At 39.0% G+C, this 15504-nt stretch carries 15 protein-coding genes, 2 tRNA genes and 1 pseudogene; 9 read left to right on the top strand and 9 right to left on the bottom strand.

Annotated elements, in window-relative coordinates; translation table 11 throughout:
• Positions 1-13: 13 nt before the first annotated feature.
• Complete coding sequence (gene tpiA, locus CE557_RS02315) at positions 14-772, top strand: triose-phosphate isomerase (RefSeq protein ID WP_114910002.1); 759 nt, start codon at positions 14-16, stop codon at positions 770-772.
• Positions 765-1139, top strand: coding sequence for a 30S ribosome-binding factor RbfA (gene rbfA, locus CE557_RS02310; protein WP_114910001.1), 375 nt, complete (start codon positions 765-767; stop codon positions 1137-1139). Before tpiA ends, rbfA begins: the two co-directional genes overlap by 8 nt.
• Positions 1140-1390: 251 nt before the next feature.
• Here rbfA and CE557_RS02305 read toward each other — a convergent pair whose 3' ends face one another.
• The gene (locus CE557_RS02305; protein ID WP_162789958.1) at positions 1391-1825 is read right to left on the bottom strand and encodes a hypothetical protein; all 435 of its coding nucleotides are present in this window, start codon (positions 1823-1825) and stop codon (positions 1391-1393) included.
• Between the two features lie 168 nt (positions 1826-1993).
• Here CE557_RS02305 and uvrC point away from each other — a divergent pair, with 168 nt between their 5' ends.
• On the top strand, positions 1994-3811 hold the full coding sequence (gene uvrC, locus CE557_RS02300; RefSeq protein ID WP_114909999.1) for an excinuclease ABC subunit UvrC: 1818 nt from the start codon (positions 1994-1996) through the stop codon (positions 3809-3811).
• The gene (locus CE557_RS02295; RefSeq protein WP_114909998.1) at positions 3812-4606 is read left to right on the top strand and encodes a polyprenol monophosphomannose synthase; all 795 of its coding nucleotides are present in this window, start codon (positions 3812-3814) and stop codon (positions 4604-4606) included.
• Positions 4607-4665: 59 nt separating this feature from the next.
• Here the strand turns inward: CE557_RS02295 and CE557_RS02290 are convergent, their stop codons facing one another.
• The 3 genes from CE557_RS02290 to CE557_RS02280 form a co-directional block, all read right to left on the bottom strand.
• Positions 4666-7728 (bottom strand): tetratricopeptide repeat protein, encoded by a 3063-nt coding sequence (locus CE557_RS02290; protein ID WP_114909997.1) that lies wholly within the window; start codon positions 7726-7728, stop codon positions 4666-4668.
• Positions 7729-7920: 192 nt separating this feature from the next.
• Positions 7921-8931: a DNA polymerase III subunit delta gene (holA, locus tag CE557_RS02285; protein WP_114909996.1), complete on the bottom strand. Its 1011-nt coding sequence runs from the start codon at positions 8929-8931 to the stop codon at positions 7921-7923.
• 173 nt (positions 8932-9104) lie between these two features.
• Positions 9105-9761: an ABC transporter ATP-binding protein gene (locus CE557_RS02280; RefSeq protein WP_114909995.1), complete on the bottom strand. Its 657-nt coding sequence runs from the start codon at positions 9759-9761 to the stop codon at positions 9105-9107.
• A gap of 83 nt (positions 9762-9844) precedes the next feature.
• Between CE557_RS02280 and CE557_RS02275 the strand changes: the two genes are divergently transcribed.
• Positions 9845-9918 (top strand) — tRNA-Arg (locus tag CE557_RS02275).
• 203 nt (positions 9919-10121) lie between these two features.
• On the opposite strand, the gene CE557_RS02270 is transcribed toward CE557_RS02275, so the two are convergent.
• A complete protein-coding gene (locus tag CE557_RS02270; protein ID WP_114909994.1) occupies positions 10122-10580 on the bottom strand; it encodes a DUF4293 family protein in 459 nt (152 codons plus the stop codon).
• Positions 10581-10736: 156 nt separating this feature from the next.
• Positions 10737-10810, bottom strand: a tRNA-Asp gene (locus tag CE557_RS02265).
• Positions 10811-11038: 228 nt separating this feature from the next.
• On the opposite strand from CE557_RS02265, the gene CE557_RS02260 reads away from it, so the two are divergent.
• On the top strand, positions 11039-11326 hold the full coding sequence (locus tag CE557_RS02260) for an HU family DNA-binding protein (protein ID WP_114909993.1): 288 nt from the start codon (positions 11039-11041) through the stop codon (positions 11324-11326).
• Positions 11327-11832: 506 nt separating this feature from the next.
• Here CE557_RS02260 and pth read toward each other — a convergent pair.
• The 3 genes and pseudogenes from pth to CE557_RS05275 form a co-directional block, all read right to left on the bottom strand.
• On the bottom strand, positions 11833-12390 hold the full coding sequence (gene pth, locus CE557_RS02255) for an aminoacyl-tRNA hydrolase (protein ID WP_114909992.1): 558 nt from the start codon (positions 12388-12390) through the stop codon (positions 11833-11835).
• 92 nt (positions 12391-12482) lie between these two features.
• A complete protein-coding gene (locus tag CE557_RS02250) occupies positions 12483-13070 on the bottom strand; it encodes a 50S ribosomal protein L25/general stress protein Ctc (protein ID WP_114909991.1) in 588 nt (195 codons plus the stop codon).
• A gap of 431 nt (positions 13071-13501) precedes the next feature.
• Positions 13502-13720, bottom strand: a pseudogene (locus CE557_RS05275) (ankyrin repeat domain-containing protein); the annotation flags it as partial.
• Between the two features lie 131 nt (positions 13721-13851).
• Here CE557_RS05275 and CE557_RS02240 point away from each other — a divergent pair.
• From CE557_RS02240 to CE557_RS05155, 3 genes are all read left to right on the top strand, one after another.
• Positions 13852-14418 (top strand): ATPase, encoded by a 567-nt coding sequence (locus CE557_RS02240; RefSeq protein ID WP_114909989.1) that lies wholly within the window; start codon positions 13852-13854, stop codon positions 14416-14418.
• 4 nt (positions 14419-14422) lie between these two features.
• The gene (locus CE557_RS02235) at positions 14423-14620 is read left to right on the top strand and encodes a hypothetical protein (RefSeq protein ID WP_114909988.1); all 198 of its coding nucleotides are present in this window, start codon (positions 14423-14425) and stop codon (positions 14618-14620) included.
• A 448-nt stretch (positions 14621-15068) separates the two neighbouring features.
• On the top strand, positions 15069-15272 hold the full coding sequence (locus tag CE557_RS05155; protein ID WP_114909987.1) for an integrase core domain-containing protein: 204 nt from the start codon (positions 15069-15071) through the stop codon (positions 15270-15272).
• Positions 15273-15504 lie beyond the last annotated feature (232 nt).

Below are 15504 nucleotides of genomic sequence, written 5' to 3'. Positions count from 1 at the left end.
AGCACACACAGCCATGCAAAAAAAATACCTTATAGGTAATTGGAAAATGTACAAAACGGCCCAAGAGGTCATCGGCTTTATGGGGGCATTGTTGCCTGAGTTAAAGGCCATAAACGCGGGTTCATTAGCGCTATACATTGCCCCTTCCTTTGTCCATTTGTCGGCTATAGCTGACTTAATAGGTGATCAACACGCTATTCAACTCATTGCTCAAAATTGTCACCATGAGGCAGAGGGTGCTTTTACGGGAGAAGTATCAGCGGCTATGCTAGCCGCTATAGGTGTAAAGGGTGTACTGATTGGGCATAGTGAACGCAGAAACTACCAAAAGGAGGATCATCGACTGTTGGCTCAAAAAATAAAAAGGGTATTGGAGGCTGGTATGCAACCTTTTCTTTGCTGTGGTGAAAGTTTAGCAGCACGCAAGCATGGCAACCACAAAACAATGGTGCAACAACAGTTGCAAGAAAGCTTAATGGGCTTAACATCAAAGGAAATAGAAACAGTAGCGATTGCTTACGAGCCGGTTTGGGCAATTGGCACTGGACAAGTAGCTAGCTTAGCAGTGGTTACAGAAATGCACGCCTTTATAAGGGAGGTGTTATCGGAGCTATGTGCAGGCGAAAACGTTCCTATCCTATATGGTGGGAGCTGCAATCCACAAAATGCAAACGCTATATTGCGCTCTCCTAACGTAGCGGGTGGGCTGATTGGAGGGGCTTCGCTGCAGGTGGATGCATTTATGCAAATAGTTGCTGCATTACTTGAATAAAAAGATGGTACAGGCTACTCATGCGATTAAAATAAAACAAATGGCTAAGCTCGTGCAAAGGGAGCTGGGCATACTATTCTTAATAGAAACCGCTCGGTTGTTTGGGGGTGCAGTGATCTCAGTTACAACGGTTGACTTAAGCAGTGACCTGAGTCTGGCAAAAGTATATCTCAGCTTTTCCCTGAATGAGGAGCAGGCAACCTTATTGCAAAAGATTGATGGCCATAAAAGTACGATGAGAAGGTTATTAGGCAAAAGGGTGGCGGGGAAAATGCATAAAATACCCAATTTAAAGTTTATCATCGATCGTTCGGTGATGCAAGGCGCACGTGTGACTGCTTTGATAGACCAATTGGAAGCTGATTAAAAAGTAGAGGCTACGAACTGAAGAAATGAGTATGTGTTCAGCGCAGTGGTTTTTGCGTTAAAAGAACAACGCCCCTGAAAAAAGTCGAGGTGTAGAAATTGGCATTTTATCGAGGGCTTGATTTTTTGTCCACTTTTTTATCAAAAAAAAGTGGGATACAATTCATTATTAACCAGTATCATGAACAAATACCATTTTAGATGAACCAAAAGGTCTACTATAGATGCTTTAAGGCCTTTTGCATACAACAATCAGGGATAGCAAAAGCACCCAAACCACCCGATGAAGCAAAACGGTGCACAACTAGTAACACTGGCCTGTATAACAACTGGACAAACAGCACTAGGAGGGTAAGCAGAAATAGCAGAACAAACAGAATCATCCACCTCATTCTGGTTAACCATACAACAAGAGGAGTGGGTGTATGCATCAGGAGGAACAAAGGAGTACCTATAATCAGCAACAGAAGCAGGATAATCAGCAGGGAAACGGATAACAGGATCACAAGCATGCCTATAACAAAGCGTAGCATCGAGACAATGAGAAGAATAAGTATGCTGAACAGCAGAATAAACAGGGATATAATGAGTCAAGACTGGATGGTAAGGATTTTGATGTTGCTTAGATAAGGTATTACATCCCCCTAATGTGAGCAACCATAGTATCAACACTTTCTTATATTTCATAGCTTTCATTAAATAAATCTGCGCGTATGACACAGCTAAAAACAACTTGATAAAAACAGATTTGTATAATTAAATCTAGTTTTAATTATACAAATAATATTTTTAAATAAAAAGCATACTAAAGTTTAATACAAAGAATTGCCGTAAGGAATTTTGTAGCTTTAACCTATGGAAACGCCACGCTATACCCCAAATCAGATCCAACACCTACCTACATTGCCAGGTATTTATCTATTCTACAACTACAAAGAAGAGGTGATTTACGTCGGTAAAGCAAAAAACATCAAAAAAAGGGTAAGCGATTATTTTACTGTTAGCAAGGTACATAACCTAAAAACCGCACGTATGGTTACGCATATTGCCTCTATTGCCTATACCGCTTTACATTCCGAATATGAAGCACTTCTTTTAGAAAACAACCTAATTAAAGCGTTACAACCACGGTATAACATCTTACTAAAAGATGGGAAAACCTACCCTTATCTATGTATTACCCATGACCGCTTTCCTAAGGTGATCATTACCCGTAAAACGGTCCCTCCCTTAGGGAAATACTACGGACCATTTACCAGTGCCCAAGCTGTTAAGCAAACCTTAGAGGTAATCAAAAAATTATTTACCTTCCGTACCTGCAACTACAATCTTTCGGCAGCAAACATCACCAACCATAAGTTTAAGGTTTGTTTGGATTACCATCTGGGCCATTGTAAAGGCCCATGCGAAGCTTTTCAAGATGAAGCGACTTATCAACAAGAGATAGATCAGATAGAGGCCTTACTAAAAAATAATTTTGCTTCTGTAAAAAAGGAGTTCAAGGAACAAATGCTAGCAGCTGCTCAACGACTTGATTATAAACAAGCGCAACGCTTTAAGGAAAAGTTAATGCTATTGGATCAATACCAAGCGAAATCTTTAGTCATCAATCCGCTGGTAGGGGATTTGGATGTAGTAGCCATTATTTCAGATCCAAACCATGCCTTTGTGGGTTACTTGCATATTAAACAAGGGGCCATTTCTTTTACCCAACACCGTGTGGTAACCAAAAAGTTGGAAGAAGAGGCAACGGATTTACTACCTTTGGTAGTCTGTTCGCTCCGTGCTTGCAGCGATAGTCAGGCACCAGAAGTTTTGGTGAATCTACCGCTGAACCTAACCATAGGACCCTTTTCCATCACCATGCCTAAAATTGGTGACAAGCGGAAATTGGTAGCATTGGCGCTCCAAAATGCTCTATTATGCAAAAAGGACTTTTTACATCAAAAATCTAATTTTCAAGTAAAACCCAATCTAACGCTTGTGCAATTACAACATGACTTAAAGTTAAAAGAGGTGCCTTATTGGATCGAATGTTTTGACAATTCGAATATACAAGGGGCCCATCCAGTAGCGGCCATGGTTTGCTTTAAGGATGGCAAACCTTCTAAAAAAGACTACCGCCACTACCATATTAAAACGGTCGTAGGGCCTGATGATTGTGCTTCTATGTATGAAATCATCCAGCGACGTTATGGCTCAAAAACGCAAGAAGGGTTACCTGACCTAATTGTAATAGATGGAGGTAAAGGGCAACTGAATGCTGCCTTGCGGGCGTTAGAAGCGGTAGGTATCTATGGTCAAGTAGCCATTATCAGCATAGCCAAACGATTAGAAGCGCTCTACTTCCCCCATGATCCATTTCCATTGTATTTAAATAAGCAATCTGCTTCCCTCAAACTGCTCCAACAGCTGCGCAATGAAGCCCATCGTTTTGCCATTACCTTTCACAGAAAACAACGCAGCAAAGGCGCGTTCGAGCCCCTGAAAATTCCAGGTATTGGTCCCCAAACATTCGCTAAGCTATTGCAGCAATTGGGTAGCCTTCAGACGATGCAAACCGCTTCTTTAGAGACATTAGCTACAATAGTAGGGCCATCAAAGGCTAAACGCTTGCAAGCATATTTTTTAGCGGAACCTACTTTGCCAAAAGACCGCTTAAAAAGAGGATAGATGGCCGTACTGCTTCATTCCATAGTAGTTATACCTACCTATAATGAAAGAGAAAATATTGTGTCTTTGGTCACCACCATTTTTGGATTAAACATAGGGGTAGATATTTTGGTAGTAGACGATGGCTCACCTGATGGGACAGCCAATGTGGTAATCAAGCTACAACAATGTTACCCAGATCAATTACACCTTTTACGCCGATCGCGCAAAGAGGGATTAGGTCGCGCCTATGTAGCAGGATTTGGTTGGGCACTGGCCCAAGGTTACGATTATATCTGCAGCATGGATGCTGATTTTTCCCATGCGCCTGTTGATTTACCTCGACTTTTAAACGCGTGCGCCGAACCTACCATTGATATGGTCATTGGTTCTCGTTACATCCCAGGTGGACATGTGGTGAATTGGCCGCGCGCTAGACGCTTATTATCCTACATGGCCAATTGGCTTGCACGATCTATTACAGGCATGCCGATTAAGGATACTACGGCTGGATTTGTTTGTTACCGACGCACCATACTAACAGCTATTTTGACCCTTGCAAAACCTAAGCCAACCTCGACAACAAAAGTACCAGCAGCGCTCACGTCTCCTTTGGAGACGCACATAGCTTCTGTAGGATATAGCTTTCAAGTAGAAATTAAATTTTTGGCTTATCAGCATGGTGCTAAGCTAGTAGAATTGCCGATTACTTTTACAAACAGGGTAAAAGGTCAATCTAAAATGGGTTTAATAATGGCAGGAGAAAGTTTTTTTCGGCTTATTCAGATGAAGTGGCAGAGCTGGAAACGACCTTAGTATACACATTAAACGCATTCTGAGCAAACAGATACAAGTATGCGCCTCTAAAAACAAGGCTAAGGCCGAGTAGATGATTTAATTTTAGCAACTACCTTAGCTCTTTTCTGCTTAGCCAGTGCTACATTCTTTTTATTTTTGGATTTACGGATCATAGAGTCTAAGGTAGCTTTGGCCTGCGTAAGATTACCTAATAGGATATAATTATCTGCCATAAGCAAAAAGGCACCATCTATATAATCGGTATTGTGTGAGAACTTTTCTACAAGGTCAAACAAAATATTTAAGGAAGATGCATAAGCTTTTAGCATAAATTCTGCTTGGGCCCATAGATACTGTGCTTCTGCTGCAGTAAGGGTATGGGGTGGTGTACTGGCCTTCAAAAAATGGCTTCTAGCACGTTTGTATTCTGATCGTTGCATGGCTATTTTGCCTAGATAAAGGGCAGCTTGTTGTGTGGTTTCAATGGGTGCATCTTTAGGGCTATTTAATAATTGCAAACAAGCTGGTGTTGTAATGTGATATTTTTTTAGCACAAAACTAGCTTGTATAAGCCCAAGTAAGGTACGATGGTATTCTTTATGGGTCAGTTGCATGTTCTGTAGTTGCTGGTAATGGGCAACGGCTTCTTGAAAACGTTTGTCTTGGTAAGCGATATCAGCCATTCTTAACCATGCTTTTTTATGGAAAGTAGCTGGTGGACCAGCTACTACTTTTTTATAATAACTGATCGCTTGGTTGCGCTTGTGTAGCCTATAATAGCTTTCTGCGATTAAAAAATAAACTTCTGAGCGCAGCTGACTACCTGGATATTGCTTATCAAAAGCAGTAAGTTGCTCTAATACCTTATGATAGGCCTGGTTATAAAAAAGCTGCTTAGCTGTATCCATGACACGCTCATCGGAATGGCTGGCGACTTGTTGAGCGATATGGGCATACTTTTTTAAATAGGCATCTGCTTTTTCAGGAGTTCCAGCAAATAGATGCGATAGGGCCATTAAAGCACTTGCTGCATGGCTATGGGTAGGATATTGATCTAAAATAGCCGTATAGTCCGCAGCGGCAGCTTCATACTTTTGCAGATTTTCATAAGCAAGCGCTCGTTTCATTAATAAATCTGGCTGTAAATCAGTTACTGGCTCCCTTTGGATCAGGTAACTAAATGATTGAATGGCTGCTTCGTAATGGCCTGCATTAAATATGGTACAAGCCTTATGATAGCATGCTTTTTCATAATATTTGGTTTCTGTATGGTTTGTAAGTACTTCTTGCAGGCAACGCTCTGCACGCATATTGTCTCCTAATGCATGATAAATCAGTGCTTCTTGGTAACGAACATGGGCAGGATGCGCAGCATAGACACGGGCATATAGGCGAAGTGCTGCTTCGTAGTTTTTCTTTACATAATAACAATCAGCTAACCGAAGGAGGGCATCATAATGGGTAGCAGCAGGTTGTTTTTGGGTCATCGCTATATACTGCTCAAAGGTTTGAGCGGCAGTGGTGTAATGACCTGTGTTAAAATAACCATAGGCGAGGCCATATAGGTTTTTCTCATAATAAAGTGTATTCAAACTGCCTTGTTCCATATATTTCGTATAAAACTTTAATGCTTTTTCATATTTCCCAAGTTTAGCATAAGCTTCTCCTAACCAAAACTGAGCCTGTAGCACTAAAGAGGGTTTAAAAGGGAAAAGCAGCGATTGCTTCAAGCCATTGATTGCAACCTCCAAGATACCTTTATTGTAAGCTTCCAACCCCTGATAAAAAAGTACTTTTTGGTATAACTTTAAAAGTGCCTCTGTTTTATAGGGTAGCCCTGCTATATAATCTATAGCAGATTGATAAGCTTTTGTTTTATAATAACACTGCACCAATAAGGCTTGTGCAGTAGATAGGTGTTTACGTTCCTGATGGGTTGCAATAAAACCAGTCATCGCTTCTATAACCTCTGGAATGGCGCCTTGTTGGTAACGCAAGCTTGCCCGCTTGATAGCGGCTAAATCGCTTATTTCCGGATCAAACTTTAACCGCTCTGCCTGGGCAAAAGCAACGATTGCTGCTGGAAGGGCACCATCTTTTTCATAGATAAGCCCACTATAGTAAGCGGCTATTTGACTGGCATGATCATCGTGTGGCAACAACTGCTGAAAGCAAGCAACTGCTTGAGGATGTTGTCCCGTTGCATATAACGCATGGCCCAACTTAACCCGAGTCATACGGTCTGTGCGCGCATCTAATGCTGCTTGATAATGGATAATGGCAGCTTGATAGTGCTTGAGAAAAAAGTAGGCGTCAGCAATGTATAACTGATCTTGCTGGGTAAAAGAGGAGGCTGGGCAATGCTGTATATAGGCAAGCAACGCTTCAAACCTGCCCGCTTTGTGGTATACTTTTAAGGTTAAACTTCTGGTTTCTACGCTATATTTTTGCTTGGCCTCTTCCAGCGCTTTAAGCGCATCATCATAATCTCCTTGCGCACAAGCTATATACCCCATCTGTAGTTGTGCAGGATAGTAATAAGGATGGCTGGGATTTTGAATAGATCCAAACCATTTTTTTGCATCTACCCAATCTTTTAATTGCAAATACGTCTCCCCTATCGCATAGGGCAGGGAATCCCGCTCCTTAGGCGCCAAGCAAGCGGGTTGAATGGTGCGGTATAGTGCGCAACTTTTATGCCATAAACCTGCCTCAGCAAAACACTTTGCCAAATGATAACGGATCGTTTCTACATAGGGACTGGTAGGATATTGTACTATAAAATATCGCAAAAGAATGGTTATATGGGGATGTTTATTGGCTAAAGCAGATAACACCATATAATAGGCGGCTTCATCTTGCTGATACTTTTTTCTTGAACTGTTTAAATAGTGCTCAAAGTACTTTTGGGCGGCTGCATATTGGTGCTGGTCAAAAAGTAATAGCCCTTCATGAAGGATAGCTTGTCTATATGGACCAGGTTGATGGTGGGTCATAGAAACGCCTTGATCAGGCGTGGCCACTAGCAAAAGGACCATCCAAAGAATAGAATGTATGCGTTGTATCATCGGTACATTAGGTTCAATAATAAGCACTTTTTTGTAGTCGTCTTGGCACACAGACAAGGCATCCTCCACCATGCAACGGCGTAGCTACCCTGCTGCTCCGTTGAGACAGATGCTTACTGGCCGCATCTATACGCATGACTAAAATATCACCTATCCAAAATAGGGATTTCTAGGTTATCTTACTACGTTGTGCAGGCGCTTTTACATTTTTTATAAGAAAATGCATACCCACTGCATCCCTTCCAATTGGTTGCACTCCTTCCATTAAGGGTGCATTAACTTAAAGATTAAGGCTTTCATAATCTGTTCCTCACTTACATTGGCATCAATGCCCTTTAATTGCAGATCAGCTTGATGCAGATAGGTTATATTGTCCATGGTTTGGTGCAACGTATAGTTCTGCACTGCATCGAGATAGCCTTGTATAAAATAGGGATGTATATCAATTTGCCCCGCAAGCTTCGTAGGAATGGTTTCTTTTGTTTGGTGCAATATAAGCAGCTTAGCGAACAGGTTGTATAAAATGGTGACCATAGGTAGGGCAGCATGTTCCTTGGAAACGCTAATGATTTGGTAGCTTTTCGGGTAATCTTTTTGCATAATGGCCTTTTGTAATTCAAATACATTGAAGGGTTTTTGCAGACCTATATAGGCTTCTACCATGCCATCCGTAATGGTACTACCTGGCGTAAGGTTAATATGCAATTTATGCAGTTCACTAGCGATTCGTGTTAGATCGTTACCTATATAGGCTTCTACTAAGCAAATGGCTTGCTCTGTTATAAACAGCTTTAGGTTTTCTACAAAAGCTTGGATAAAAGCAGGCAGTTGCTGATCATATAGTTTTTTAGAGGTAATCAGTATACTATGTTTACTTAAGGCTTTACCAAATGTACTGCGGCCATCTATAGTTTTATATTTATATGCAAAAACCAATAACGTAGTAGGCTGTGGATGCTGCAAATAATGCAACAATAACCGTTGCCCTACCGTGTTTTTTAAGTCTGCCATCTCTTGTGCTTCTTTCACGATAACCACTTGTAGCGCAGCAGCCATTGGGAAACGGCGTGCTTGGGTAAGTAAAGCTGCCATACTGGATTCCTTGCCATAGGCAATGGTTAGGTTAAAGGTTTTTTCAGCTGGTGCAAGCAGTTTCTCTTCGATATGTTGCGTAATAGCATCGATATAGTATACCTCCTCCCCTTGCAAAAAATAGACAGGAAGATAGATCCCTTTTTGCAGGTCTTGTAAAACCGCCTGGACAGATTGAGTCATACGAGCTTACTGAGTTAAATGGACACTATATCCCTTATAATCTGGCAACAGGTTATGCAACGGGTTATTGAGTCACATATATGCTCCTAACCATGGAGAACAACCGTTTCATACAAGGTGAAATGGGATTTGCGAAAAGCAGGACAGCCTGCCATATTGTCCATACAGCCACTTTACGCTGGCTGCAATATACCATTTTCTAGTAATAAAATTCTATCTGCAATAGCTGCCAACGATTGATTATGCGTTACCAAAACGAAAGTTTGCTTGAAACGTTTGGAGAGCCCCAAGAAGAGTGCATGCAACCGCTCTGCATTTTTATCATCCAGGTTACCAGTTGGCTCATCCGCAAAAATAATAGATGGATCGTTGATCAATGCCCTAGCGATAGCTGTACGTTGCCGTTCTCCGCCAGACACCGCCTCGGGTAGGTGATTTTTGCAATGGCTAATGCCTAGTAAAGACAAAAGAGCATCAGCCTTTTGTACTACTTCCGCTTTAGGCAAGGCGGCAATATAACCGGGGATACAAATATTCTCAAAAAGTGTAAATTCGGGCAAAAGGTTGTGAAACTGAAAGACAAACCCTGTTTTTTTATTTCTAAAGGTGGCCAAGGCATTACCCTTGAGCGTTATAAGATCTATGGCATCGAGTGTTAAGGCACCACTATCTGGCTTATCTAAGGTAGATAAAAGCTGTAGTAAAGTAGTTTTACCAGCACCAGAGGGCCCCATAATAGCCACCATTTCTCCAGTATGGACAGATAAATTGATCTGCTTTAAAAGCTCATATCCATGATAAGATTTACAAATTGCTTTGGCTACAAGCATATATGTGTATAAGATTTTGTATATTTATTGCTACTTTTTAAGTAAGCTTAAAAACAATAGCCAATATATAAAATTTTGATTGAGCGCTCGTAGTTCAACCGGATAGAACGTCGGATTTCGGCTCCGAAGGTTGAGGGTTCGAGTCCTTCCGAGCGCACTTTTTGCCAAGGGCTTGATTTATTTTTACTTTCTTATCAAGACAAAGGTAAAAATAAAACTGCCTTGCTACCCCGTGTCGTAAATACACACTTTTATTTGACAGTCAATAAAATATATTCCTTAAGTTAACGCCATTGAGGGAACACTTCCTTACCTCTTGAATCAATGTATGCCTTTGATCAAACAAAAAGTACGATCCCCTTACCTTAAGCGATCTTCATTAACGAGTTGCTCGTCTTTTTTAATATGATATCGTGCAAATAAAGTAGCTATTAAGGCGATAATAGGCAGTACAATACCTATTGGATAGCTGCCACATCCACCCAGTAGATAGGCTGCATCAGCTTTTTTAATCAGCATAAAGATCAAGAGAAGCAATAGAACCAATATACGGCCTATACCAGCAACTAAACGAAGTTGTAACTTTCTATTATCATGCCGTATAATGGTATATGCTGCGGTTACCAAAAGACAACAGGCTAATAAAGCAGATGCAGCATAAGGGAATATAATATGCTGCCCCGTAGAAACGATCAGTGCATAAGACTTCATGGTATAAGCATGATCCCAATCTACTTTCACCCAAACTGAAACCTTCAGGAAGGCAACCATAGCCATACAGACTACCCCCAAATAAAGGGATTGAATTCTTTGAATCATGCGCAATACGACAATAAAAGAGAGAAAAAATAGCCTAAAGCATTAGGCCATACCAAAAATTTGCATGCATATAAATAGCCTATCCATTTTAATAGGATACTATATATCTATTATTTTTTAAGAGGAGCTATGTTTCTATCTCATACGGGATAGAAGCGGTCTGGACGGGACTCGAACCCGCGACCTCCTACGTGACAGGCAGGCATTCTAACCAACTGAACTACCAGACCTTAAAACTTACATAAAGTGTTACATTCGAATACAAATGTAAGGCATAAATTACTATTTATCAAAAATAATAATCGTTTTATATAGAAAAATAATTGCAAGTTAAAACTCTCTCATGTAAATTCATAGCATGATAATGAACTTGTTATCTATATAAAGGTGTTGATTGGGCTAATAGCCACCCACTCATCAACCTAAATGGCTGTATCATTTTTAAATCAGTATATACTATGACTAAAGCAGAGGTAATTTTAGCAATTTCCCGTAAAACGGGTATTGATAAAGAAGATGTCAAAAATACGTTAGATGAATTATTTCGTGTGATTCAAAGTGCTGTAACAGATAATCATCGGGTGCATTTTAGTGGATTTGGTAGTTTCTCTAAAAAAAAGAGAGCTAAAAAAATTGGACGCAATATTAGTACCAATACGGCTATCGTGGTAGAAGAACACTACATCCCATTTTTTAAGCATTCTAAATTCTTTGCAGCAAAAATTAAAGCTGCTGGTTCAGTATAATTTTTATAAAACTAAATAAATAGCTGGTCAGGGTTATATGGCCAAGTACTCGATAACAAAAGATACAAAGCAAGCTATACGGGACATATAGCACGATCCATTTAGGTAGATGGTAGGTTCTAGTCTATCAAATAGATAGATACAAAAACCTTTTTATGCTAATTATTTTATATCCATTCAGCCGTATGGCAACACTAGCTAGAAACAATAATAAAGGGGTGATCAATGCTTAGTACCTGTTCACGATACTGGTTAATAATCAATTTTATCCCACTTTTTTCTTGATAAAAAAGTGGACAAAAATCAAGCCCTTGGTAAAAATCCGCTGAAAGTGTCATCTTAACAGATAGAAAAACAGAAAGCGCCCCCTACGGGGGGCTTCAAAGGAAACTGTTTTTCCTAATCATCTGTATGATGCCACTTTCAGTGGCTTTTTACAGGGGCGGTTTTTTTGACGCAAAAAACCATTGCGCTGAGCACATACGCGCGCTGAATACATACAGTATTTAGTTAAACTGGTTCATCGCATGGACCATGCCTTTATTGCACCAAGCCATCAATATTTGGCTTGCCCTATCTAAGTGGCCATCCATATCTTGTAATTCTTTTGTATTAAAATTGGCCAATACAAAATCGGCAAGCCCCCCTTTAGGGAAATCATTCCCAATACCCACGCGAAGACGAGGGTAGTGATCTGAAACTAAAGCCTCAGCGATACTTTTTAAGCCATTATGGCCTGCATGAGAACCCTTGGCCCGCAAACGCATCGTACCGAAAGGAAGCGTGCTATCATCTACAACCGTTAAACTCTGCTCAATAGGGATGTTTAAGTGATGCAACCAATACCTAACGGACCGACCACTGTCATTCATATAGGTTGTAGGCTTGATCATATAGACTTGATGATGGTTGTAAGCAAAAAAGGCAACAGCAGCCAACCTACCTACTTGAAATGCAACTTTTTGTTGAGCTGCTAGATGGTCCACTACTAAAAAGCCTAGATTATGTCTGGTATAAACATATGCTGCACCAATATTACCCAAGCCAACTAACAATACCTTCATAGACTATTTTATACGCGGATACCAATAGCTGCTCCGCTATCCTTCCAGCCAATTCCGTTAGACTTTTTTTGAAACTTACAAAAGGTGATTTGCTACTTTTTACCTTTTTTCTCCTCTTTACTCGCTGCACTACGCAATGCCCTTGGAATTTCAATAGAAGCCACTGGTGTATTAGGTAAGGCTAAAATCGTATAGTTTTCTACTGGAATTTGGTGTACACGTACAATTTGTCCTAAGTCCAGATCAGAAACATCGATATCGACCATCGATGGCATATCCTTAGGATAAGCAGCAATCGTTAACTTTCTTTGTTTTTTAGAGAGCACCCCCCCTTTGGCCACGCCTATCGCTTTACCAACAAAGGCAATAGGAATCTGCATTTTAATTTTTTTATCATCAAAAATTTGCAAGAAATCCACGTGCAACATCATTTCACTTACAGGATGGAATTGCATTTCCTGTAGAATACACCTGTAAACAGATCCTTCAATATTTAAATCTACAAAGTGGGCATGAGGTGTGTAAACCAAATCACGTAAAAAAACCATAGGCACATAAAAATGCACTTGCTCTGACCCGCCATACAACACACCCGGAACTTGTGCAGCTGTTCGTAACTTTTTAGCCTCAACCTTACCGAGATTTGCTCTTTTATACCCTAAAATCTCTATTACTTTCATATCTATCGTTTATAATCAATTTAAAAATAAAATGTTTTTAATGCGCATGCATCCAGTATTTAACCTACCACTAAGGTGGTTTAACCATTAATTAGGAAAACCGAATTTAATAAAAAAACTGAGATAAAAAAATAGCCTTACGCTAGGCCTGTTCTTGTTTATAGCTTGTATAAGCAAGGGGGATATGGTACAGTACCCCGTTAGGGTCTTTCGTTATTTTTCCAATAATTTAATTATTGTTTTGTATGCATCGATCTTTTTAAGGTAATGATTGGAAGAGTTTTTCTCAAATTAACAATTGTCAGAGTAAATCTTAACTACTACAACTAAACGGATAGAGGACAAAATTTTTTCCTCCAAATCTTTATAATCTACTAAGCCAACGTAGTCATTGTTAATAATGTTCTTCCATGTCTAATAACCTTTAGTGTCTAATTATTTAAATTATAATTTTTTAGGCCTTGAGACATTCTATCCCACGCTGCCTGAGTTATTAATCGCTCAGCTATTCCTCTATGCCCACGATCATATGCGATCATTAAAGGAGTATCACCATTATTATTTTGTATATTTAATTTACCACCATTATTTAATAATTGATCAACTATTTTTATATGCCCATTAATTGATGCAATATGTAAAGGAGTATTACCATACTTATTTTATATATCCAATTTAGCACCATTACTTACTATAAATATTTAAAAAAGAATGGGTGAAGGTATAAAATAATATCAGGTTAATCTAATATGAGCAAATTATATTAGCAAGTAAATGAAACATATATATAATATCTGGACCTAATGGAGCCGGAAAAACTACAGCAAGCTTTACTATATTACCTGAGATGTTACATTGTAAAGAGTTTGTAAATGCTGATCAAATCGCCTGGGGATTATCACCTTTCAACCCTGATAAGGTTGCTATACAAGCGGGAAGAATAATGATCGCTCGCATTAACGAATTGATACAAAAAGGGGTAAATTTTGCACTGGAAACAACTTTAGCAAGTCGGCGCTATGTATCCTTGATAAAAATAGCAAAAAATAAAAATTATCTTATATCCCTATATTACTTTTGGCTAAGCTCCGTTGATATAGCCAAACAAAGAGTTCAAAAAAGAGTTGAAAATGGTGGTCATAATATTCCTGTCGATATAATAGAAAGAAGATATAAAAGGAGTATAGTAAATTTGACAACCCTATACTTGCCTATTTGTGATAATTGGATCATTCTTAATAGTGAGCATGCTCATCCTGAACTAATTGCTTATAAAGAAATAAGTGGTCAAGAACAAATTATAAATAAGCATACTTGGGAAAGTATCTTAAAAAAGAGTAAACAATAAAAACATGAATATCTATACAATAAGTCCATCTATAAAAAAACTCCTTGAAGGAGTATATAAAGCCAACTATAAAATGGTTAAAGAAGCAGCTGATCAAAGTCGGTCTATTGTATTGGGAGATACAAAAGGAAAAGTAATTACTAAACCGGCAATAGAAATATTAAAAGAGTTAACAGAAAAGTATCATATTCCTATTTTGTAATTCTTTTTTGGATAGGTAAAACATGAATTATTGTAATATAAATATTGTGCATCAGTTATATATATAAACCTTGGTAAGTATACTGGCCTAAAACAATAAGACAAAATTTTTTTACTTTATTTTTCGCAAGCTTTAGTTTTAAAGTCATAAAATAAATTAATCAGATGGGAAGAAAAAAGATGAGGCATTTTAGTTCGGAAGAAAAGACTAAAATAGTATTAGCTTTTCCAAAAGAAGATTTAACACTAGCCCAGCTGCCGTCCAAATATGGCGTCACGAGCCAAACGCTTCAAAACTGGAAACTTCCGTTTTTAGAGCATCCCTCCACAGCCTTTTGATCCATCCAAGGTTGTTAGGGGCATATAAGGAGGAAATTAGCACACTTAAGCATCAAAATGATGAACTTGCTAAGGCCTTAGGCAAGGCTACCGTTGAGTAAGATTGGGCAGTGGGAAAGTTAAAGAGCTTGGAAAGATTTTTTAGAACCCTAAAATATAATTACCTCTTTATCAATGAGTTTAAAAATATTAAGGCATTAAAAGAGGGAATTAGAAGTTCCATTACTAAATATAATTACCAAAGGTTTCATTCTAGTATTAATTATCAAAAACCTATCAACGTTTATCTTAACCATTTAAAAATGGCAGCCTAGAAAATGGGAAAGAAAAGTAAAAAAAATGTCCGAAAAATTCAGGCCAGTATATTTTTACAGGAGCGTTGTTCTTTTAACATAAAAACCAGTGACTGGAATAGATATGACCATTTTGGGCTAACAGGAACTAGGCTCGTTACGATCACAGCATTGGTTACAGTGCCTTTTTATTGAATCCCTAAATTTACATGCACATGTATTACTAGACACTAAACATGTATTGCATCTGCCG

It is taken from the genome of Cardinium endosymbiont of Sogatella furcifera, assembly GCF_003351905.1.
Classification (GTDB): domain Bacteria; phylum Bacteroidota; class Bacteroidia; order Cytophagales; family Amoebophilaceae; genus Cardinium.
This window is presented reverse-complemented; position numbering and strand designations above follow the sequence as displayed.